At 40.9% G+C, this 14456-nt stretch carries 14 protein-coding genes; 4 read left to right on the top strand and 10 right to left on the bottom strand.

The genetic code is table 11. The features are described 5' to 3' along the window. Positions 1–431 precede the first annotated feature (431 nt). Positions 432–890, top strand: coding sequence for a DUF3592 domain-containing protein (locus tag RMZ41_RS29510; protein ID WP_322640685.1), 459 nt, complete (start codon positions 432–434; stop codon positions 888–890). Here the strand turns inward: RMZ41_RS29510 and RMZ41_RS29505 are convergent, their stop codons facing one another. The 5 genes from RMZ41_RS29505 to RMZ41_RS29485 all read right to left on the bottom strand — a co-directional run bounded on the left by RMZ41_RS29505 (position 891) and on the right by RMZ41_RS29485 (position 5503). After that, positions 891–1157 (bottom strand): Precorrin-3B methylase, encoded by a 267-nt coding sequence (locus RMZ41_RS29505; protein ID WP_322640684.1) that lies wholly within the window; start codon positions 1155–1157, stop codon positions 891–893. 161 nt (positions 1158–1318) lie between these two features. After that, positions 1319–1564, bottom strand: coding sequence for a hypothetical protein (locus tag RMZ41_RS29500; protein ID WP_322734393.1), 246 nt, complete (start codon positions 1562–1564; stop codon positions 1319–1321). 199 nt (positions 1565–1763) lie between these two features. Further along, a complete protein-coding gene (metX, locus tag RMZ41_RS29495) occupies positions 1764–2843 on the bottom strand; it encodes a homoserine O-acetyltransferase (RefSeq protein WP_322640682.1) in 1080 nt (359 codons plus the stop codon). 290 nt (positions 2844–3133) lie between these two features. Further along, a complete protein-coding gene (locus RMZ41_RS29490) occupies positions 3134–4423 on the bottom strand; it encodes an O-acetylhomoserine aminocarboxypropyltransferase/cysteine synthase (protein ID WP_322640681.1) in 1290 nt (429 codons plus the stop codon). A gap of 189 nt (positions 4424–4612) precedes the next feature. After that, a complete protein-coding gene (locus RMZ41_RS29485) occupies positions 4613–5503 on the bottom strand; it encodes an SGNH/GDSL hydrolase family protein (protein ID WP_322640680.1) in 891 nt (296 codons plus the stop codon). Positions 5504–5776: 273 nt separating this feature from the next. Between RMZ41_RS29485 and RMZ41_RS29480 the strand changes: the two genes are divergently transcribed. Beyond that, a complete protein-coding gene (locus RMZ41_RS29480; protein ID WP_322640679.1) occupies positions 5777–7105 on the top strand; it encodes an IS701 family transposase in 1329 nt (442 codons plus the stop codon). A 411-nt stretch (positions 7106–7516) separates the two neighbouring features. Here RMZ41_RS29480 and pyrR read toward each other — a convergent pair whose 3' ends face one another. The 3 genes from pyrR to RMZ41_RS29465 form a co-directional block, all read right to left on the bottom strand. After that, positions 7517–8053, bottom strand: coding sequence for a bifunctional pyr operon transcriptional regulator/uracil phosphoribosyltransferase PyrR (gene pyrR, locus RMZ41_RS29475; protein ID WP_322640678.1), 537 nt, complete (start codon positions 8051–8053; stop codon positions 7517–7519). 131 nt (positions 8054–8184) lie between these two features. Further along, positions 8185–9156 carry an adenosylcobinamide-phosphate synthase CbiB gene (gene cbiB / locus RMZ41_RS29470; protein WP_322640677.1) on the bottom strand — a complete coding sequence of 324 codons (972 nt, stop codon included), beginning with the start codon at positions 9154–9156 and terminating at the stop codon, positions 8185–8187. An 84-nt stretch (positions 9157–9240) separates the two neighbouring features. Then, entirely contained in the window at positions 9241–9681 is a 441-nt protein-coding gene (locus RMZ41_RS29465) for an Rrf2 family transcriptional regulator (protein ID WP_012409421.1), read from the bottom strand. A gap of 386 nt (positions 9682–10067) precedes the next feature. Here RMZ41_RS29465 and RMZ41_RS29460 point away from each other — a divergent pair, with 386 nt between their 5' ends. Next, positions 10068–10481, top strand: a complete 414-nt coding sequence (locus RMZ41_RS29460) for an AbrB family transcriptional regulator (RefSeq protein ID WP_322640676.1) — start codon at positions 10068–10070, stop codon at positions 10479–10481. A gap of 75 nt (positions 10482–10556) precedes the next feature. Here the strand turns inward: RMZ41_RS29460 and RMZ41_RS29455 are convergent, their stop codons facing one another. Continuing rightward, the gene (locus RMZ41_RS29455; RefSeq protein WP_322640675.1) at positions 10557–12461 is read right to left on the bottom strand and encodes a chloride channel protein; all 1905 of its coding nucleotides are present in this window, start codon (positions 12459–12461) and stop codon (positions 10557–10559) included. A gap of 473 nt (positions 12462–12934) precedes the next feature. On the opposite strand from RMZ41_RS29455, the gene RMZ41_RS29450 reads away from it, so the two are divergent. After that, complete coding sequence (locus RMZ41_RS29450; RefSeq protein ID WP_322640674.1) at positions 12935–13318, top strand: hypothetical protein; 384 nt, start codon at positions 12935–12937, stop codon at positions 13316–13318. A gap of 290 nt (positions 13319–13608) precedes the next feature. On the opposite strand, the gene RMZ41_RS29445 is transcribed toward RMZ41_RS29450, so the two are convergent. Then, entirely contained in the window at positions 13609–14409 is an 801-nt protein-coding gene (locus tag RMZ41_RS29445) for a hypothetical protein (RefSeq protein WP_322640673.1), read from the bottom strand. Positions 14410–14456 lie beyond the last annotated feature (47 nt).

Raw genomic sequence — 14456 nt, 5'->3', positions numbered from 1 at the left:
TGACTAAATATACCAATCATTCTAGATTCCTGATAAATTCTGGCTCCTGACTCCTGGGTGCTGAATCCTTACGATTTCATTTCATATAAACAAACGTTAAATTGCTATACCAGGAAAACTGATAGAGTAATTTAGTTGCAAGTATAGACGACGCAGTTGTACGGTTAGTAGTGCCAATTGAAGAATTCAGTAGTCAGAATTCAGTAGTCAGAATTCAGTAGTCAGAATCAAGACGCTCGTTCGCGCAGCGTGCCGTAGGCAAAACTCGCTTTTTCGTGTCGCTATCCGCCAGTCGGAAAGTATTCATTGCTGAATTCTGACTCCTGACTCCTGAATTCTGTTCGATAAAATAGCAATGAAGCTGTAGTTGGGCTATTTGCAGCAATGCAAAATGCTGTAATCAAATTTATTATTGTGCCATTGTCAAACCCATGAATTTCAAACCTTACCAAAACACTTTTGATGAAAAATTAAGCGCAGGTATTGGTTTAGCTATTGGATTGCTGTTTATTGCGGGTGGTTTTTGGGTGCGTAACATAGTTATACACGAAAGTGCAACGCTCAATGAAACGCAAGGTACGGTAGTGGACAGCATCACTCGTACCGATCGCAGCGATAAGAACAATCAGCAAAAAGAAACTTATGCGCCAGTTATCGAGTTTCTAGTCAACGGCAAACCGACTCGCTTTACAGGCAATTATGAATCCTACCGCTCCAGCAATGGCCATGTAGTGGTGGTACGTTACGATCCTAAACAACCGATAAGTAGTGCGCGTGTGGTGAATCCACTTGAAGGTTTAGTACCTTGGGGGATGTTTGGTATGGGTGGATTAGCTGTGGTTTATAGTCTGGGTGCGCTGTTGCCTGTACGCTGGTCTTCTGGTGGGTAACTATTTTGATTTTCGTGCTGACTTTGGCGGTGTTCGGTGTGCGCCAAAATATTTTTCACTGCGGTAACGCAACCACACCCGCAACACTTGCGGAATCCGATCTTTTTGTTCTTTAGTTAGGGTGTTGTAAAGGGCTAAGGCGCGATCGCGTTCACCCCGACAAGCAGCATTATTGTGAGCATCCCAATAGCTACGCGCTACTCGAATCCGCCGACAGACTTCTTTAATCAGGGCTTCTCCGGTAAGTGGAGTATCTTCGTTGGCCATACTCAAATACAATAAATTTCTAATGCTATCCTATCGGAAACTCAAGGTTTGGGCTATCTTTAGCGTATTAAGAATGTTGGCATGAGGGGGCTAACACTGCAATCGTAAAACTGTTCCAACAAATATAATTTTCACAATCAATCCCTGTGGTTAGGGATTAACTATAGCGATCGCTCATACGGAACTGCGATCGCTTCTCTAATTGGTTCAGAACACAAGTCTGTTCGTTCAGAACACAAGTCTGTTCGTTCAGAATACAAGCTTATTCGTTCAGAACACAAGCCTGTTCGTTCAGAACACAAGTCTATTCGTTCAGAACACAAGCCTATTCGTTCAGAATACAAGCCTATTCGTTCAGAATACAAGCCTGTTCGTTCAGAACACAAGCCTGTTCGTTCAGAACACAAGTCTATTCTCGCTTGATTTTCTCCAAATCCTTCGCCGCACCCAATCGCTAAAAGATTTGATGCGCAGTGTTGTAATGCTGTTGGGCAAGTTCTGTATTGCTGCGCTTACGCTAAAATAGCTGTAAGTGCGATCGCTTTTTCAACTTCATAATTCCACCTCATAACTCGGCACTTCAAGGTTTTTTCTCAATCTGTCGAGTTAAGAAGCTGAGAAATCTAAACTTTGCCGAAAAGAGATTAGTATTTCATTCAATGCAGCCATGTCAATTAAAAATGCATCATGTCCGTGGGTTGAATTCAGCCACGCTAATTGAGCATTAGGGATTAAATTTGCTAATTCTTGTTGTTCTACTGGCGGATAGAGGATATCAGAATCAATGGCGACAACTAAAGTCGGTTGCTGGATGCTTCGCAGAACAGATTCATAATCTGATAAATTGGGAACTGTGCGATCGCGTCCAACATCGTAGCGATCCATTGTGTGGGTGAGAGTAATGTAAGTGTTGGCATCAAATCGTTCTGTCAGCTTTTGACCCTGATGTTGTAAATAACTCGCTATAGCAAACTGCTCAGATGCATCATACTGCCGCCCAAAGCGACTTGTAAAACTATCCCAAGAACGATAAGTAGACATCGCCATCATCCGCGCCACTGCTAATCCTTGATTTGGGGGGGTATCTTGGGTATAGTTCCCTCCTTGCCAATTTGGATCTGCATAAATTGCCTGTCTTTGGGCTTCACTTAATCCAATACACCAAGCAGAATGTCTGCCAGAAACAGCGATGGGTGCAATACTTTCCACCTTGTCTGGATATAATAATGCCCACTCCAGTGTTTGCATCCCACCGAGTGAACCGCCAATTACAAGCCGCAGAGATTGAACACCCAAGTATTCTAGTAGTGCAGCTTGCAGATGAACCATATCTCGGATTGTAACTTTAGGGAAAGATACGCCATAAGGTTTTCCCGTTGTTAGGTTGATAGTAGTTGGGCCAGTTGTACCGTAACAACTTCCCAAAATATTGCTGCACACAATAAAATCGCGATCGGTATTAAAAGCTTTCCCTAAACCAAACAAAGGTTCCCACCAATCATCAGCGTCAGCCGAACCAGTTAATGCATGACAAATTAATATCCCATTATCGCCTTGAGCATTTAACTCTCCCCAAGTGCGATAAGCAACCTGAACCCCAGTTAATGTTTCGCCACCTTCAAGTTGAAATGGCACTGTAAGCTGATAAAACTGGGTTTGCGGTGAGATGAAAGTTGAGTAGATCATATATGGTATGGGAATTGGGAATTGGGCATTGGGAGCTAGGAGTTAGGGATTTCCAGGAAATCAATTATCTAAATAAACGAACCACAGAGACAAGGCAGCGCGGTCTTGGGGGTTTCCCCCATGAGCGACTGCCGCGCAGAGAACACAGAGTGAAGATAAATAGAGAGATTTTGCGCTCAACTTTGGGATATTTTTTATTTGGAAGTCCCTTAGAAGTTAGGAGTTAAAAGTTAGGGAGCAGAGGTAGATAATGCCCCATGCCCAATTCCCAATTCCCCATTCCCAATTTATTAAAATGCCTGCTCAAAGTCTTCTTTGATATCGTCGATATGTTCAATTCCCACTGATACCCGTACCAAATCGGGTGTCACGCCTGCGGAAAGCTGCTCATCATCACTTAGCTGTTGATGCGTTGTAGAAGCGGGATGAATTACGAGGGTTTTAGCATCACCAACGTTTGCTAAATGACTCGCCAATTTTACACGATTAATAAAGGCTTTACCTGCCTCCAATCCACCTTTGATGCCAAAATTTAAAACTCCCCCAAACCCATGTCGGAGATACTTTTTCGCTCGTTCATGATGTGGATGATTGGGAAGTCCGGGATAATTAACCCATAATACTTGCTCTTGCTGCTCTAACCATCGAGCCAATTCTAAGGCGTTACTCACGTGACGATCTACACGCAAAGAAAGAGTCTCTAATCCTTGCAGTAAAAGAAAAGCGTTAAATGGACTCAAAGCCGGGCCAAAATCCCGTAACCCTTCGACTCTGGCGCGGATAATAAAGGCAATGTTGCCAAATGTTCCGCCAGGGCCAAATACTTCTTGGAAATTCAACCCATGATAGCCGGGTGCGGGTTGAGTAAATAAGGGAAATTTGCCGTTACCCCAGTCAAATTTACCCGAATCGACTATTACGCCACCAATGGAAGTACCATGTCCACCAATCCATTTAGTTGCAGATTCTACTACGATGTCTGCACCATGTTCAATTGGTCGAGCTAGATACCCACCAGCACCGAAGGTATTATCCACAATTAAAGGTATGCCGTTTTCGTGGGCAATTTCAGCTAAAGCCGCAAAGTCGGGAATGTTAAATTGAGGATTGCCAATGGTTTCAACGTATAACGCTTTGGTGCGATCGTCGATCGCCTGACGGAAACTTTCTAGATCGTCTCCCTCAACAAATTTGACGTTAATACCTAAGCGTGGTAAGGATACTTTAAACTGGTTATATGTTCCCCCATATAAAAAACTGGTGGAAACGATATTATCTCCAGCCTGAGCGATCGTGCTGATTGCCAAAAATTGCGCCGCCTGACCACTAGCTGTTGCTAAGGCTGCCACACCACCTTCTAGTGCAGCAATCCGCTTTTCAAATACATCCGTCGTCGGGTTCATGATTCGGGTGTAAATGTTACCAAATTCCTGGAGAGCAAATAACCGCGCTCCGTGTTCGGTGTCGTCAAAAACGTAAGAAGTCGTTTGGTAAATGGGTACAGCACGGGCATTAGTTCCAGGAGCCGGCTCTTGTCCAGCATGAACTTGCAGGGTTTCAAAACGATATTGTTCAGACATCAGGAGTTATTTGAGTTTCTAACTTATACAAAGGAAGTAATATACTATTTGAGCGTTGTATTAGATTAATCAACGGTAATTCTTCAGGCTTGCAGTATTTTACAGCTATTTTTAGTAAATTAAACAATAGTGTAGGGTAACACAGCTACCTGTGCTACCCTATCGGAAATTGTTGGCTAATCAAGTAAGTTAGGGAACCAGCATGGAACGAGAATTAATCATCCCTGCTTCTTGAATCGTTGAAAAAGCATTTTTCCCGATGATGCGATGAGCCGCAGTTGTCGGATGAATGCCATCCCAGAACAAAAACTGGTCTGGGTTACTACAGGTGCTAGAGCCAGATAGACATGAACTGGTGACATTAGTAAAGTTAAAGGCTGCCGGATTTGTAATGGCATCTCGATACAATGCATTGGCATCCAATTGCACAATCTCAACATCAGAATGCTGTTGACTTATGATTTTAAGCGATCGCCTCAAGCCTTGATTATGTGCTTGTGTTAATGCACTAAGATTCACAGAATTTGCACTGCTTCTAGTGGCAGGTAACTGTCCTAAATCTGGTAAATTTGCTACCAAAATCTTTTTAGCACCCACATCAGTTAGAGAGTTGATTGCCGTTGTCAAATTTTTAACAGGAACACTTGCACTGCTTACCCCTTGCAAATAATCATTTGCCCCTGCCCACACCACATACAAAGCATCTGGATTTGTCTTTTGATGTGTCTGCGTAAACGACTGTACTTGATTTACCAAGCTAGGTACGTAGCTGTTGCCAACACTGCCCGTAGTCGATCCTCCATAAGCAAAATTATTAGTTTGTTTAGAGGAGAGATGGAGGGATTCGGCAAGATACTCAATCCAAACCCGGCCATTTGAGTAACGCCCCTGAAAGTAAGTTGGGTTAGGCGGGTACATTCCTCCTGTTGCCCGGAATACCATCCCTGTATCCGAAAGACTATCCCCAAATACGTAAAGTTCAGCGATGGGATGAGTTTTATCCATAAATTTTGCCGCTACAATCATGATAAAAATTAGGAGAGCAAGTCCCGTTCTTAAAAACCACTTTTTTCTTTGCATTAAACTTTTCTGCAAACCCTAAAGACTATAGTTGTTGATGATTATTGTTGTGAGTAAAGATTGAGCTTGCAATTGAATACTTCTCTAACTTAACAAGCTAGTTTTAGAGCTAGTGAGCAAAACCGGATACTTTCAGGTGTGGATTTTGCTAATTGTTTTAATGCAACGCTGTTGTGTTTTAATCAATACTGTTTGGTTACCCCTCTTCTGTCACTTTCCGAGTATTCTGAATAAAAGGATTAAAAGAAAAAACTCTGGAAGGGAAGCAGGGCAATGGATGTAGAATTACAAATCTTGAAACATTTGGCTAGAGACGCCCAGCCAACAGTTGCGCTCGTAGATGAATATTGTGCAGAGTATCAAGATTTATTTAAAGAGGTAAGAAATTATGAGTGCTTCAAATATTTGCATTTAGGAATAATCTCGCCAATAAAAAGAAAATCATTACCAGAAATAGCTAAAGTTGTAAGTATAAACTCTGCACAATCATTACATCATTTTATAGCCAATTCAAATTGGTCAATAAATGAATTAAAAATCAGAAGATTAAATCAAATCAAGAGAGCATTAAATGGAAATACCATTACGGTAGTAATAGATGAAACAGGAGATAGGAAAAAAGGTAAAAAGACAGATTATGTAGCAAGGCAATATCTAGGGAGTGTGGGAAAAATAGATAATGGGATAGTTACAGTCAATGCTTATGGAGTTTACTCTAATATAACATTTCCATTAAGTGTAAAAGTATTCAAGCCAAAAGGGACACTAAAAGAATCAGATAGATATCAAACTAAAATAGAGTTAGCGTCAGAAATCATTACAGAATTAATTGAAGATGGCTTTAATATTGAACTGGTACTGGCAGATAGTTTATATGGTGAAAGTAGCCAATTTTTTCATAAATTGGCTGAATATAAATTAAATTATGTAGTAGCAATAAGAAGTAATCATGGAGTCTGGTTGCCAGCTAATCAGAGGGTTAGGGCGAATAAGTGGTGTAAATTTGAGAGAACATTTAGCAATCAAAAATCAGAGTTTAGATACATTAGAGAAATAGTTTATGGTAAAAAAAGAGCCGTAACTTACTGGGAAATAACTACTGACCCAGAGACCATGCCGGAAAATTCTACAACATTTGTGATGACAAATCTTCAAGGAAAGCTGAAGAAAACTTTAGGCAATCTATATGGATTAAGAACATGGGTAGAATATGGTTTTCGCCAGTGTAAGCAGGAACTAGGTTGGACAGATTATCGTTTTACTAATTTCCAACATATTGAGAGGTGGTGGGAAATTATTTTTTGTGTTTACACAATGATTAGTTTAAATTCTTCAGCTTTTTTAGAATTAAATAAATCTCGCCAAATGGGAACAGAGATACAACAAAATACTTCTGTTGATTTTTCTAATCATCAACTATGGAACCATGAGGTCGGATGGAAGAATACTTTAAATAATCTCCGTCTAATTCTACAACCGCTCTTACTATTTTGGTTGGTTTATCCTTGGCTAGATATTTTTCCTAATTCCGATTTATTCCTGGGATTCAATCATTTAATTAGTGCAATGAATCAATTTAAACCCTCTTATGCTTCTGGATAGTTTAGTTTATTTACTACTTGCTTATTCCGGAAAGTGACAGAAGAGGGGTAAAACAATACGGTTCAGTTAAGGACTACTGGTAAAAAATTTTGGGTTTTTGAGACGCGATAAATCGCCGTCTCTACAAGTGTTTTGGTCTTATCTGAACTGTATTGCCAATTAAAAGACTTGTGTATACACGTAGCCTAAAAAGGGGGGCTAGGGGGGAGCAAGCAAAATATTTAATACTTCTCAGACATTCTCTTAAGAGTAAATTTTTATGCTCACCGGATTTTGTTCGGTAAATTGTGCAAAGATTGCACCCAGTATTTACCCTGTATCCTACGATTTTTTAAACTGGCGATCGCTGCTGCAATAATTCTCTCATCAAAAGTCACCTTGACAGATGCGATTAATCGTGTTCCCTAATTCTTAATCTCCAATCAACTCCACTGCATCTCGTCCATCGCAATTTTGTAAGTAAACTTTGACAACCTCTTCTTTAGCAGTAGGCAACTTTTTGCCAGTAAAATCTGGGTGGATTGGTAATTCTCGATGGCCTCTGTCTACTAATACAGCTAAACGAATCACTTCTGGTCTACCGTAGTCGTTGACTGCGTTCAAAGCTGCGCGAATTGTCCTTCCTTTGAAAATCACATCATCCACGAGTACAACCGTTTTCCCCGTAAGATCGAAAGGAATTTCGCTTTTCGTTGGAGTCCGTAATCCAATTTTGTCAAGGTCATCTCGATAAAATGTAATATCCAAAGCGCCGACTGACACAGCAACACCTTCTAACGTCTCAATCTGACGCGCCAACAATTCGGCGAGTAATGCACCTCTGGTATAAATCCCAAGAAGCACCAGTTGAGACAAATCACGTGTCCTTTCGACAATTTGAGAAGCGAGACGAGTTAAGGTACGACGGATTTCTTCGGATGAGAGAATTTCAACTACTTTGGCAGACATAGGGAATGATGAGTTAGGAGTTAGGAGAGACGCGATTAATCGCGTCTGTACAAAAAGTGGGAGACGCGATTAATCGCGTCTGTACAAAAGGTGGGAGTTTTGATTCTTAACTCCTAACTTTACATTTATCATTAATTGTTTGGGAGTATTAAGAATATTGCGATCGCTATGCCTAACCATAGCAAAAAACAAGATCGAGTTAGCTGCAAAGCATTGTGAATAGAAGTTACGGTAATGGGATAAATTGGATCTCCTAGCAGTGGCTTGTACTTAGCTACCCCACGATACCAATTTGTACCCCCCATTTGCACACCCAAAAAAGCAGCATAGACGCACTCACTCCAACCAGAGTTGGGGCTAGGATCGTTAATTGCATCTCGACGACAAATTCGCCAAACATCTTTCGGTTTACCCGATAACAGTGCCAAAGTTATAACTGTTAACCGACAAGGTAGCCAAGTCAAATAATCTTCCAACCGCGCACTGAACCATCCTAAATAAGTATAGGGTGCTTCTCGGTAGCCCACCATCGAATCAAGAGTACTGCTGGCTTTGTATGCTAAAGCTAAGGGAGTTGACCCCACAATTGGCACAAAGACACCAACAATTGCAAAAAAAAGCGGAGCCATCACTCCATCGGTGGCATTTTCTGCAACCGTTTCTAAAACGGCTCGTAAAATTTCTGCTTGTGAGAGGTTTTGGGTATCTCGACCAACATAATTACTTAAAATCTTCCGAGCCTTCTCTAAATCTCCGGCTGTTAAAGGTTGTAAAACAGCCATTGCTGCTGCTCGTAAACTTCTGCCAGCAAAACAACTAGCTAAAAGAATGGTATCTATTGCAATTCCCAACAAAGGATGAACTAATTTAGCACTTTGAATAATCAAAAAACTAATAAGACCGCTACCAATTATTAGGATAATCCCTAGTACAATTCCGGCTAGGCGTTGTGTGAGAGGATTTTTACACACTTGCAGAAAAAATTTGCTTAGGTGAGAAATTACCCACCCCATAATTTGCACTGGATGAGGCCAATCCCAAGGATCGCCAATTAAGTAATCTAAAAATGCAGCAATTATTAAGATATAGATGCTATTGGTCATGAATCACAAGTCAAGAGTTAAGAGTGAAGGATCAATAATTTAGACTATTGACCAGAGGCGGAGCGTCTCCGGCTCCGCTCTTGACTAAACCACAAAACTAGCTTCTTCTCCGAGGGAAGCTTGCCAGCTACGAGCATCGTAATAAAGGTCTGCCAGAGTAATACTGTACAAAGCTTCCTTGAGCTTTTGGTTGAGTCTCTGCCAAAGGCTAAATGTTACCCAATCTTCAGCTTGTGTAGGCGCTGGGGTGTGATGGGGTAAATGGCTAGTCTCACCAACTGCTTCTAAAATTTGTCCTATAGATATTTGTGCAGGCTCTCTTGCCAATTGGTATCCGCCAATGCTACCTCGAATCGATTTAACTATTGATGCACGACGCATTTCTATTAGTAATTTTTCAAGGTAAGGAGCAGGGATATCTTGGCGTTTTGCGATCGCTCTCACAGATACAGGCCCATATTTTGGCTGTAAACTCAAATCTAGCAACGCCTTTACACTATAGTGTCCTCTGGTAGTTAGTTTCATTTTGGCAAGTTTTATTGTTTGTTCTTTGTCATTTGTCTTTTGTAAATAACCAATTACCAATGACTAAGGATCAGTTTTACTTATGATTCTGTAACTCAGTTATCAATTCTCAACAAATAAATAACCTTTTGAGCGTTAGTTTAGAAAACTTAAACATGTATTTTAGCAGTGATTTACAAACTATATATATAGTTATCAGCATTGCCAGCATTCTCTAAAATACATTGTCTTGACAATATTGTTAATGGCATAACAATTGTGCATCTGAGTGTAATATACTTGGCTAGGTTGAGATAAAAACTAAAGGATTATGTTCCTATTAGCTCAACCTCAGCTAAAATAAAATCGATTCCAACACTTCAAACATTCATTTTCGACCTAAGTTGATGCCTAAACAGAAAAAAATTGAACCCCTACTCGGTGAAGAACTGCTCAAAAAAGTCAAAGAGCTAGAGAACGAGAGCAAAGAAGACAAAGCTAAGAAGTGCGGCTACTATACCGTTACTAAAAACGGTATAGAGCGTGTCAATATGATGAAGTTCTTAAATGCCCTAATTGATGCTGAAGGCATTCAATTGGACAGTACACCCAGTGCTAATGGGCGTGGTGGACGTAGTGCTAGCTATAGAATTAGTGTGCAATCGAATGGTAACTTGCTTATAGGTTCAGCTTATACAAAACAGATGAATCTACAGCCAGGAGATGAGTTTGTCATCACTTTAGGCAAAAAGCACATTCGCCTGAGACAGGTAGATCCTGAAGATCGCGAAGGTGATGAAACTATAGAAGCCACAGCTTAATAAATATAGATGGTCATTAGTCAATTGTCATTTGTACTTTGTGAAAACCAATGACCAATGACCAGTGACCAATGACTAATGACTAATAACTATATCTGTGGTGGGTAAGACTGGTAAATAATCACGAAGTGCTTTGCGCGTAACGGCTAAATTGCAGGTTAATGCAATTTGCTCTCTTTCTAGTAAACCCAAAATGCAATCGGGTTTGTCTCGTGCCACCACTGGTAATTGATGCAAACCTCGAAGACTCATGCGGTCTAAAGCTTCAGATAATAGTTCATCCTGCCATGCATAGAGGATTTCAGTAGTACAAATGTCTATGAGAGTTTGACTGGATAAATTATCTGGAATTTCAGTTACCGAATTTGGGTAAGTTTGCCAAATAGCAAGGGCACGGTTAATATCTTCCAGAGAAAGTATACCAACTAATTGCTCGGCTGCATCAATTACTAAAGCACTGCGGACGCGATCGCGGATCATTTCCACAGCTGCATCTAAAACTCCAAGAGTTGCAGGTAACTTTTTGGGATAGGGATGCATGGCATCTTCTACCAAAATGTGCTGAACAATTTCAGCTTGTTCATCTTTCAATTCCGAAAGACCAATTTGTTGTAGATTAGAGTTAGAGTTAAAAGTTGGTTTAATCCTTTCTACTAACCAAACACTCAAACCCACAGCTGCCATCAACGGTAGAACAATGCGATAGTCACGGGTTAATTCAAACAGCATTAAAATAGCCGTTAACGGCGCTCTGACACTAGCAGCTAGTACTGCTGCCATTCCCACCATTGCATAAGCTGGAGGAGCCGCCATTTGATCGCAAATAGTCGGAAATGCCACAGCTAAAATTTTGGCGTAAGCTGAACCAAAAGAAGCACCTAAAAACATAGCTGGTGCAAACAAGCCACCGATGAAACCACTACCTGTACTAATTGCAGTCATCAGTAGCTTTACCACCAATAGCACCACCAAGAGGGAAAGGGGAAACTCCACATCCTGAAGCATCGCTTCTACAGTTTCATAACCCACACCCAGAATTTGCGGGAAATGCAAAGCAACTGCGCCAATCATCACACCGCCAATAATTGGATGAATCGGCTCAGGAATTCGTCCCAAAAAGGCAAAACCTGGAACCTTCCCAGCAAAGCAGGCTTTTGCTGCCCGAATTGATTGCGTGTAAGCCAGAGAAACAAGACTCGCTCCTAAACCCAAGCCAAGATAAAGGGGTAATTCCAAAGGACTGCGGACTTGGTAAGCAGGTAAATCAAAAGCAGGTTGTGCCCCCAAACCAATTTGGGCAATTAATGCTGCTACCACCGCCGCTAACAGTACTACACTTACCGCAGAAGTAGCGAAAGATGTCGCTCCCATCACCACCTCCAGAGCAAAAAATACTCCAGCGATGGGAGCATTAAATCCCGCCGCCAGTCCAGCCGCCGCGCCAGCACCCAACAGCAAACGTTGTCGCTCTTGAGATACATTGAGAATTACAGAAAACAACATCCCAAAATTTGCGCCAATTTCTACACTTGGGCCCTCTGGGCCCAAAGAAGCACCGCTTCCCAAAGAAACAGATGCGGCCAGCATTTTCGTAACTGGTCTTAGTGGTCGCTTAATTTCTGTTCCCTGAGAGGCGGCAATCAGAGATGAAAGCCCAGGGCCAAAGTCTTGAGTGCGCCAGCGCATCAAACCAACAATTAACCCGCCAAGAGTCGGAACGCAGGCTAAAGTCCAAGCACCCCAGACACCGATTTGACCCATTAAATTTTCCAGCATCAGCTGGTGAATCAACTGGATTAAATAGTGAAAGGTGACTACACCCATACCCGTACCACCGCCAATGAGCATGGCTAAAAACAGGACAACTGTTTCTGGGGATGGTTGAAAACGATTAATTAGGTCAGCTAAACGAGCGGAAGGTGTAGGAAATGCAGGTTGTTCCGTTACCTTCCTCAGTTGAGTGGGAGGTAGGAGAGTCATTGAGAGGCGAGGTAAATGTAAGAAAAAATTTAAATTTTTATCTGTTACTTCTCATTGTGAGCCATTATTTAGCAACGAGACAAGTAGACTTTATTTGCTTGATTTACAAAGCTTTAGCAAAAGATGTCATTGTGCAAAATTTTTGTGGGGAGAATGGTTAAATGGGCGACAATTATTATTGGAGGGTCAAAGATCGTTAGTAGGGTGCAAGTGAGTGCCAACACTATTTTTTTTACAGACAACAAAGTTTTTGTGGGCTAAGTGGACGCACCCGCGAACATTAACTAGGAGTCATCCTTGCCTAAATCTAGCTATACTCGTGTTGCGACCATTGAGCCATCCTTGGTAGTAATACAATGTATGTATGATTTCTGGCTGTTGTCAGACCATACTTGGAAGTCTGCTAAGTATCGATCGGAATTCAATATAGCTATTCTTATAGAGCGAGTAAATGGACTAGGCGGACGAGCTAAATGAATATACACACCTTTGATAATCATTATGTTACTTGCCCAATTTGCCAAAGAAATGCCACACCCAAACCAATTAAAACGCGCATGGGCTTATTTTGCTGTCCTTATTGCCAAGAACGGCTAGTAGTTTGCCAAAGCGGTCATTATGTGCGCGATCCGTTTACTTGGAGGCAATTGATGATTGCTTCCTCGCTACGTCGCCAAAGCCGACCTCTAGCTAGGATTATCAGAGATTTTGTCTTGCTCAAACGTCCTATGGTAGCCTTGGCTGTGGGAAGTGCTATTTTCTTTAGTGCGATCGCCCTAACTCAGGAAAAGACAAGCTACGATCGCCAAATCTCTCCCACAACAGAGAAAGTTAATCAACCAGGAAAAACACAGTAAATGGATTAATTTGGTATAAATCAAATCTTAATTTGATTTTTGTAATATTATAATTAAATACTTTTATGAAACCGTGTCTTATTGCACCAAATAAGACGCGGTTTTACATCATGTCCGCTTTAATATCCGCCCTGGTGAAACAATGAGATCGGATTCCTTAATTTTTTCCAGGGTAGCTAGATAATAGCTAGCTTTTATTCACTTTAATACATCAGCTTACAGAGTTCTCACAGCAAGAGCTATGAATAATTTCACTGCTTCTTATAGTTTAATTGTACTACTTTAGGATTCTACCTAGCTGCTAAACGGGCATAATCTCCCAGCCATTGAGACTTTTGAACCTCAGTTTTGAAGCTAAAGAGCCACATTTCTACCATTCCAACGATGACACTTTTGCGCGATAGTAATTTTCTCTGAGATGTCCTCCCTCTTTGCACTTGATCAAAATAAGCTTCTATAGAAATATCTGGCAATAACTGTAAGTTCAAATCATGCATTATTTTCTGCCGAAATTTTAGATGCGATCGCAATAGTTCTTCAGGAGTGACTCCCTGTTGAACAACAATTATCCCCCTTGGGCAGCGTAAAAAGGCATAGACAATAGCAAGATTAGGAGAATTATCTCTAAAACTAACTGACCATTCTTGCTCTAAACCACTGCTAATATCACAAAATACTGATGAACGCCCAGGTGTTTGCACAACTTCTGCAAAACAAAAATGTTTTGGATGGCAAAAAACTCTAGCGACAGTAAGGGTAGATTCTGATAGTTCTAAGTCGCTAATTCTAGCAAACCCGAGGGACTCTAAAGCATTTGTGTAGTAGTTGAAAGTCTTAGCATCTATTTGAGATAGAGCTTCTAACTGTGTGGTTGTAAAATTTAATTTACTAGAAATTGTTGAAAGGAATGCTATTTTAGCAACCACCTCAAATAAGATAATAAAGGTAATTGTGTTAATAAACATATAAGAGATATCTGCCGGAATAAATTTTATATTCAGCAATAACTGGAGTATTATCTTAGCAGCAAAAGCATTCCAAATAAACAAGAAGCTAAAAGCATAGATATATGTAATTGTTTTTGTTTTCATATCTGGATATATTTGGGTATTTAAATGCCGCTTGCTGGTAGATAATC

The organism is Nostoc sp. DedVER02 (genome assembly GCF_034530675.2).
GTDB lineage: Bacteria > Cyanobacteriota > Cyanobacteriia > Cyanobacteriales > Nostocaceae > Nostoc.
This window is presented reverse-complemented; position numbering and strand designations above follow the sequence as displayed.

Coding starts and splice junctions, on each gene's coding strand:
- RMZ41_RS29510 (WP_322640685.1), top strand. CDS start 432: ATGAATTTCAAACCTTACCAAAACACTTTTGATGAAAAATTAAGCGCA.
- RMZ41_RS29505 (WP_322640684.1), bottom strand. CDS start 1,157: ATGGCCAACGAAGATACTCCACTTACCGGAGAAGCCCTGATTAAAGAA.
- metX (WP_322640682.1), bottom strand. CDS start 2,843: ATGATCTACTCAACTTTCATCTCACCGCAAACCCAGTTTTATCAGCTT.
- RMZ41_RS29490 (WP_322640681.1), bottom strand. CDS start 4,423: ATGTCTGAACAATATCGTTTTGAAACCCTGCAAGTTCATGCTGGACAA.
- RMZ41_RS29485 (WP_322640680.1), bottom strand. CDS start 5,503: ATGCAAAGAAAAAAGTGGTTTTTAAGAACGGGACTTGCTCTCCTAATT.
- RMZ41_RS29480 (WP_322640679.1), top strand. CDS start 5,777: ATGGATGTAGAATTACAAATCTTGAAACATTTGGCTAGAGACGCCCAG.
- pyrR (WP_322640678.1), bottom strand. CDS start 8,053: ATGTCTGCCAAAGTAGTTGAAATTCTCTCATCCGAAGAAATCCGTCGT.
- cbiB (WP_322640677.1), bottom strand. CDS start 9,156: ATGACCAATAGCATCTATATCTTAATAATTGCTGCATTTTTAGATTAC.
- RMZ41_RS29465 (WP_012409421.1), bottom strand. CDS start 9,681: ATGAAACTAACTACCAGAGGACACTATAGTGTAAAGGCGTTGCTAGAT.
- RMZ41_RS29460 (WP_322640676.1), top strand. CDS start 10,068: ATGCCTAAACAGAAAAAAATTGAACCCCTACTCGGTGAAGAACTGCTC.
- RMZ41_RS29455 (WP_322640675.1), bottom strand. CDS start 12,461: ATGACTCTCCTACCTCCCACTCAACTGAGGAAGGTAACGGAACAACCT.
- RMZ41_RS29450 (WP_322640674.1), top strand. CDS start 12,935: ATGAATATACACACCTTTGATAATCATTATGTTACTTGCCCAATTTGC.
- RMZ41_RS29445 (WP_322640673.1), bottom strand. CDS start 14,409: ATGAAAACAAAAACAATTACATATATCTATGCTTTTAGCTTCTTGTTT.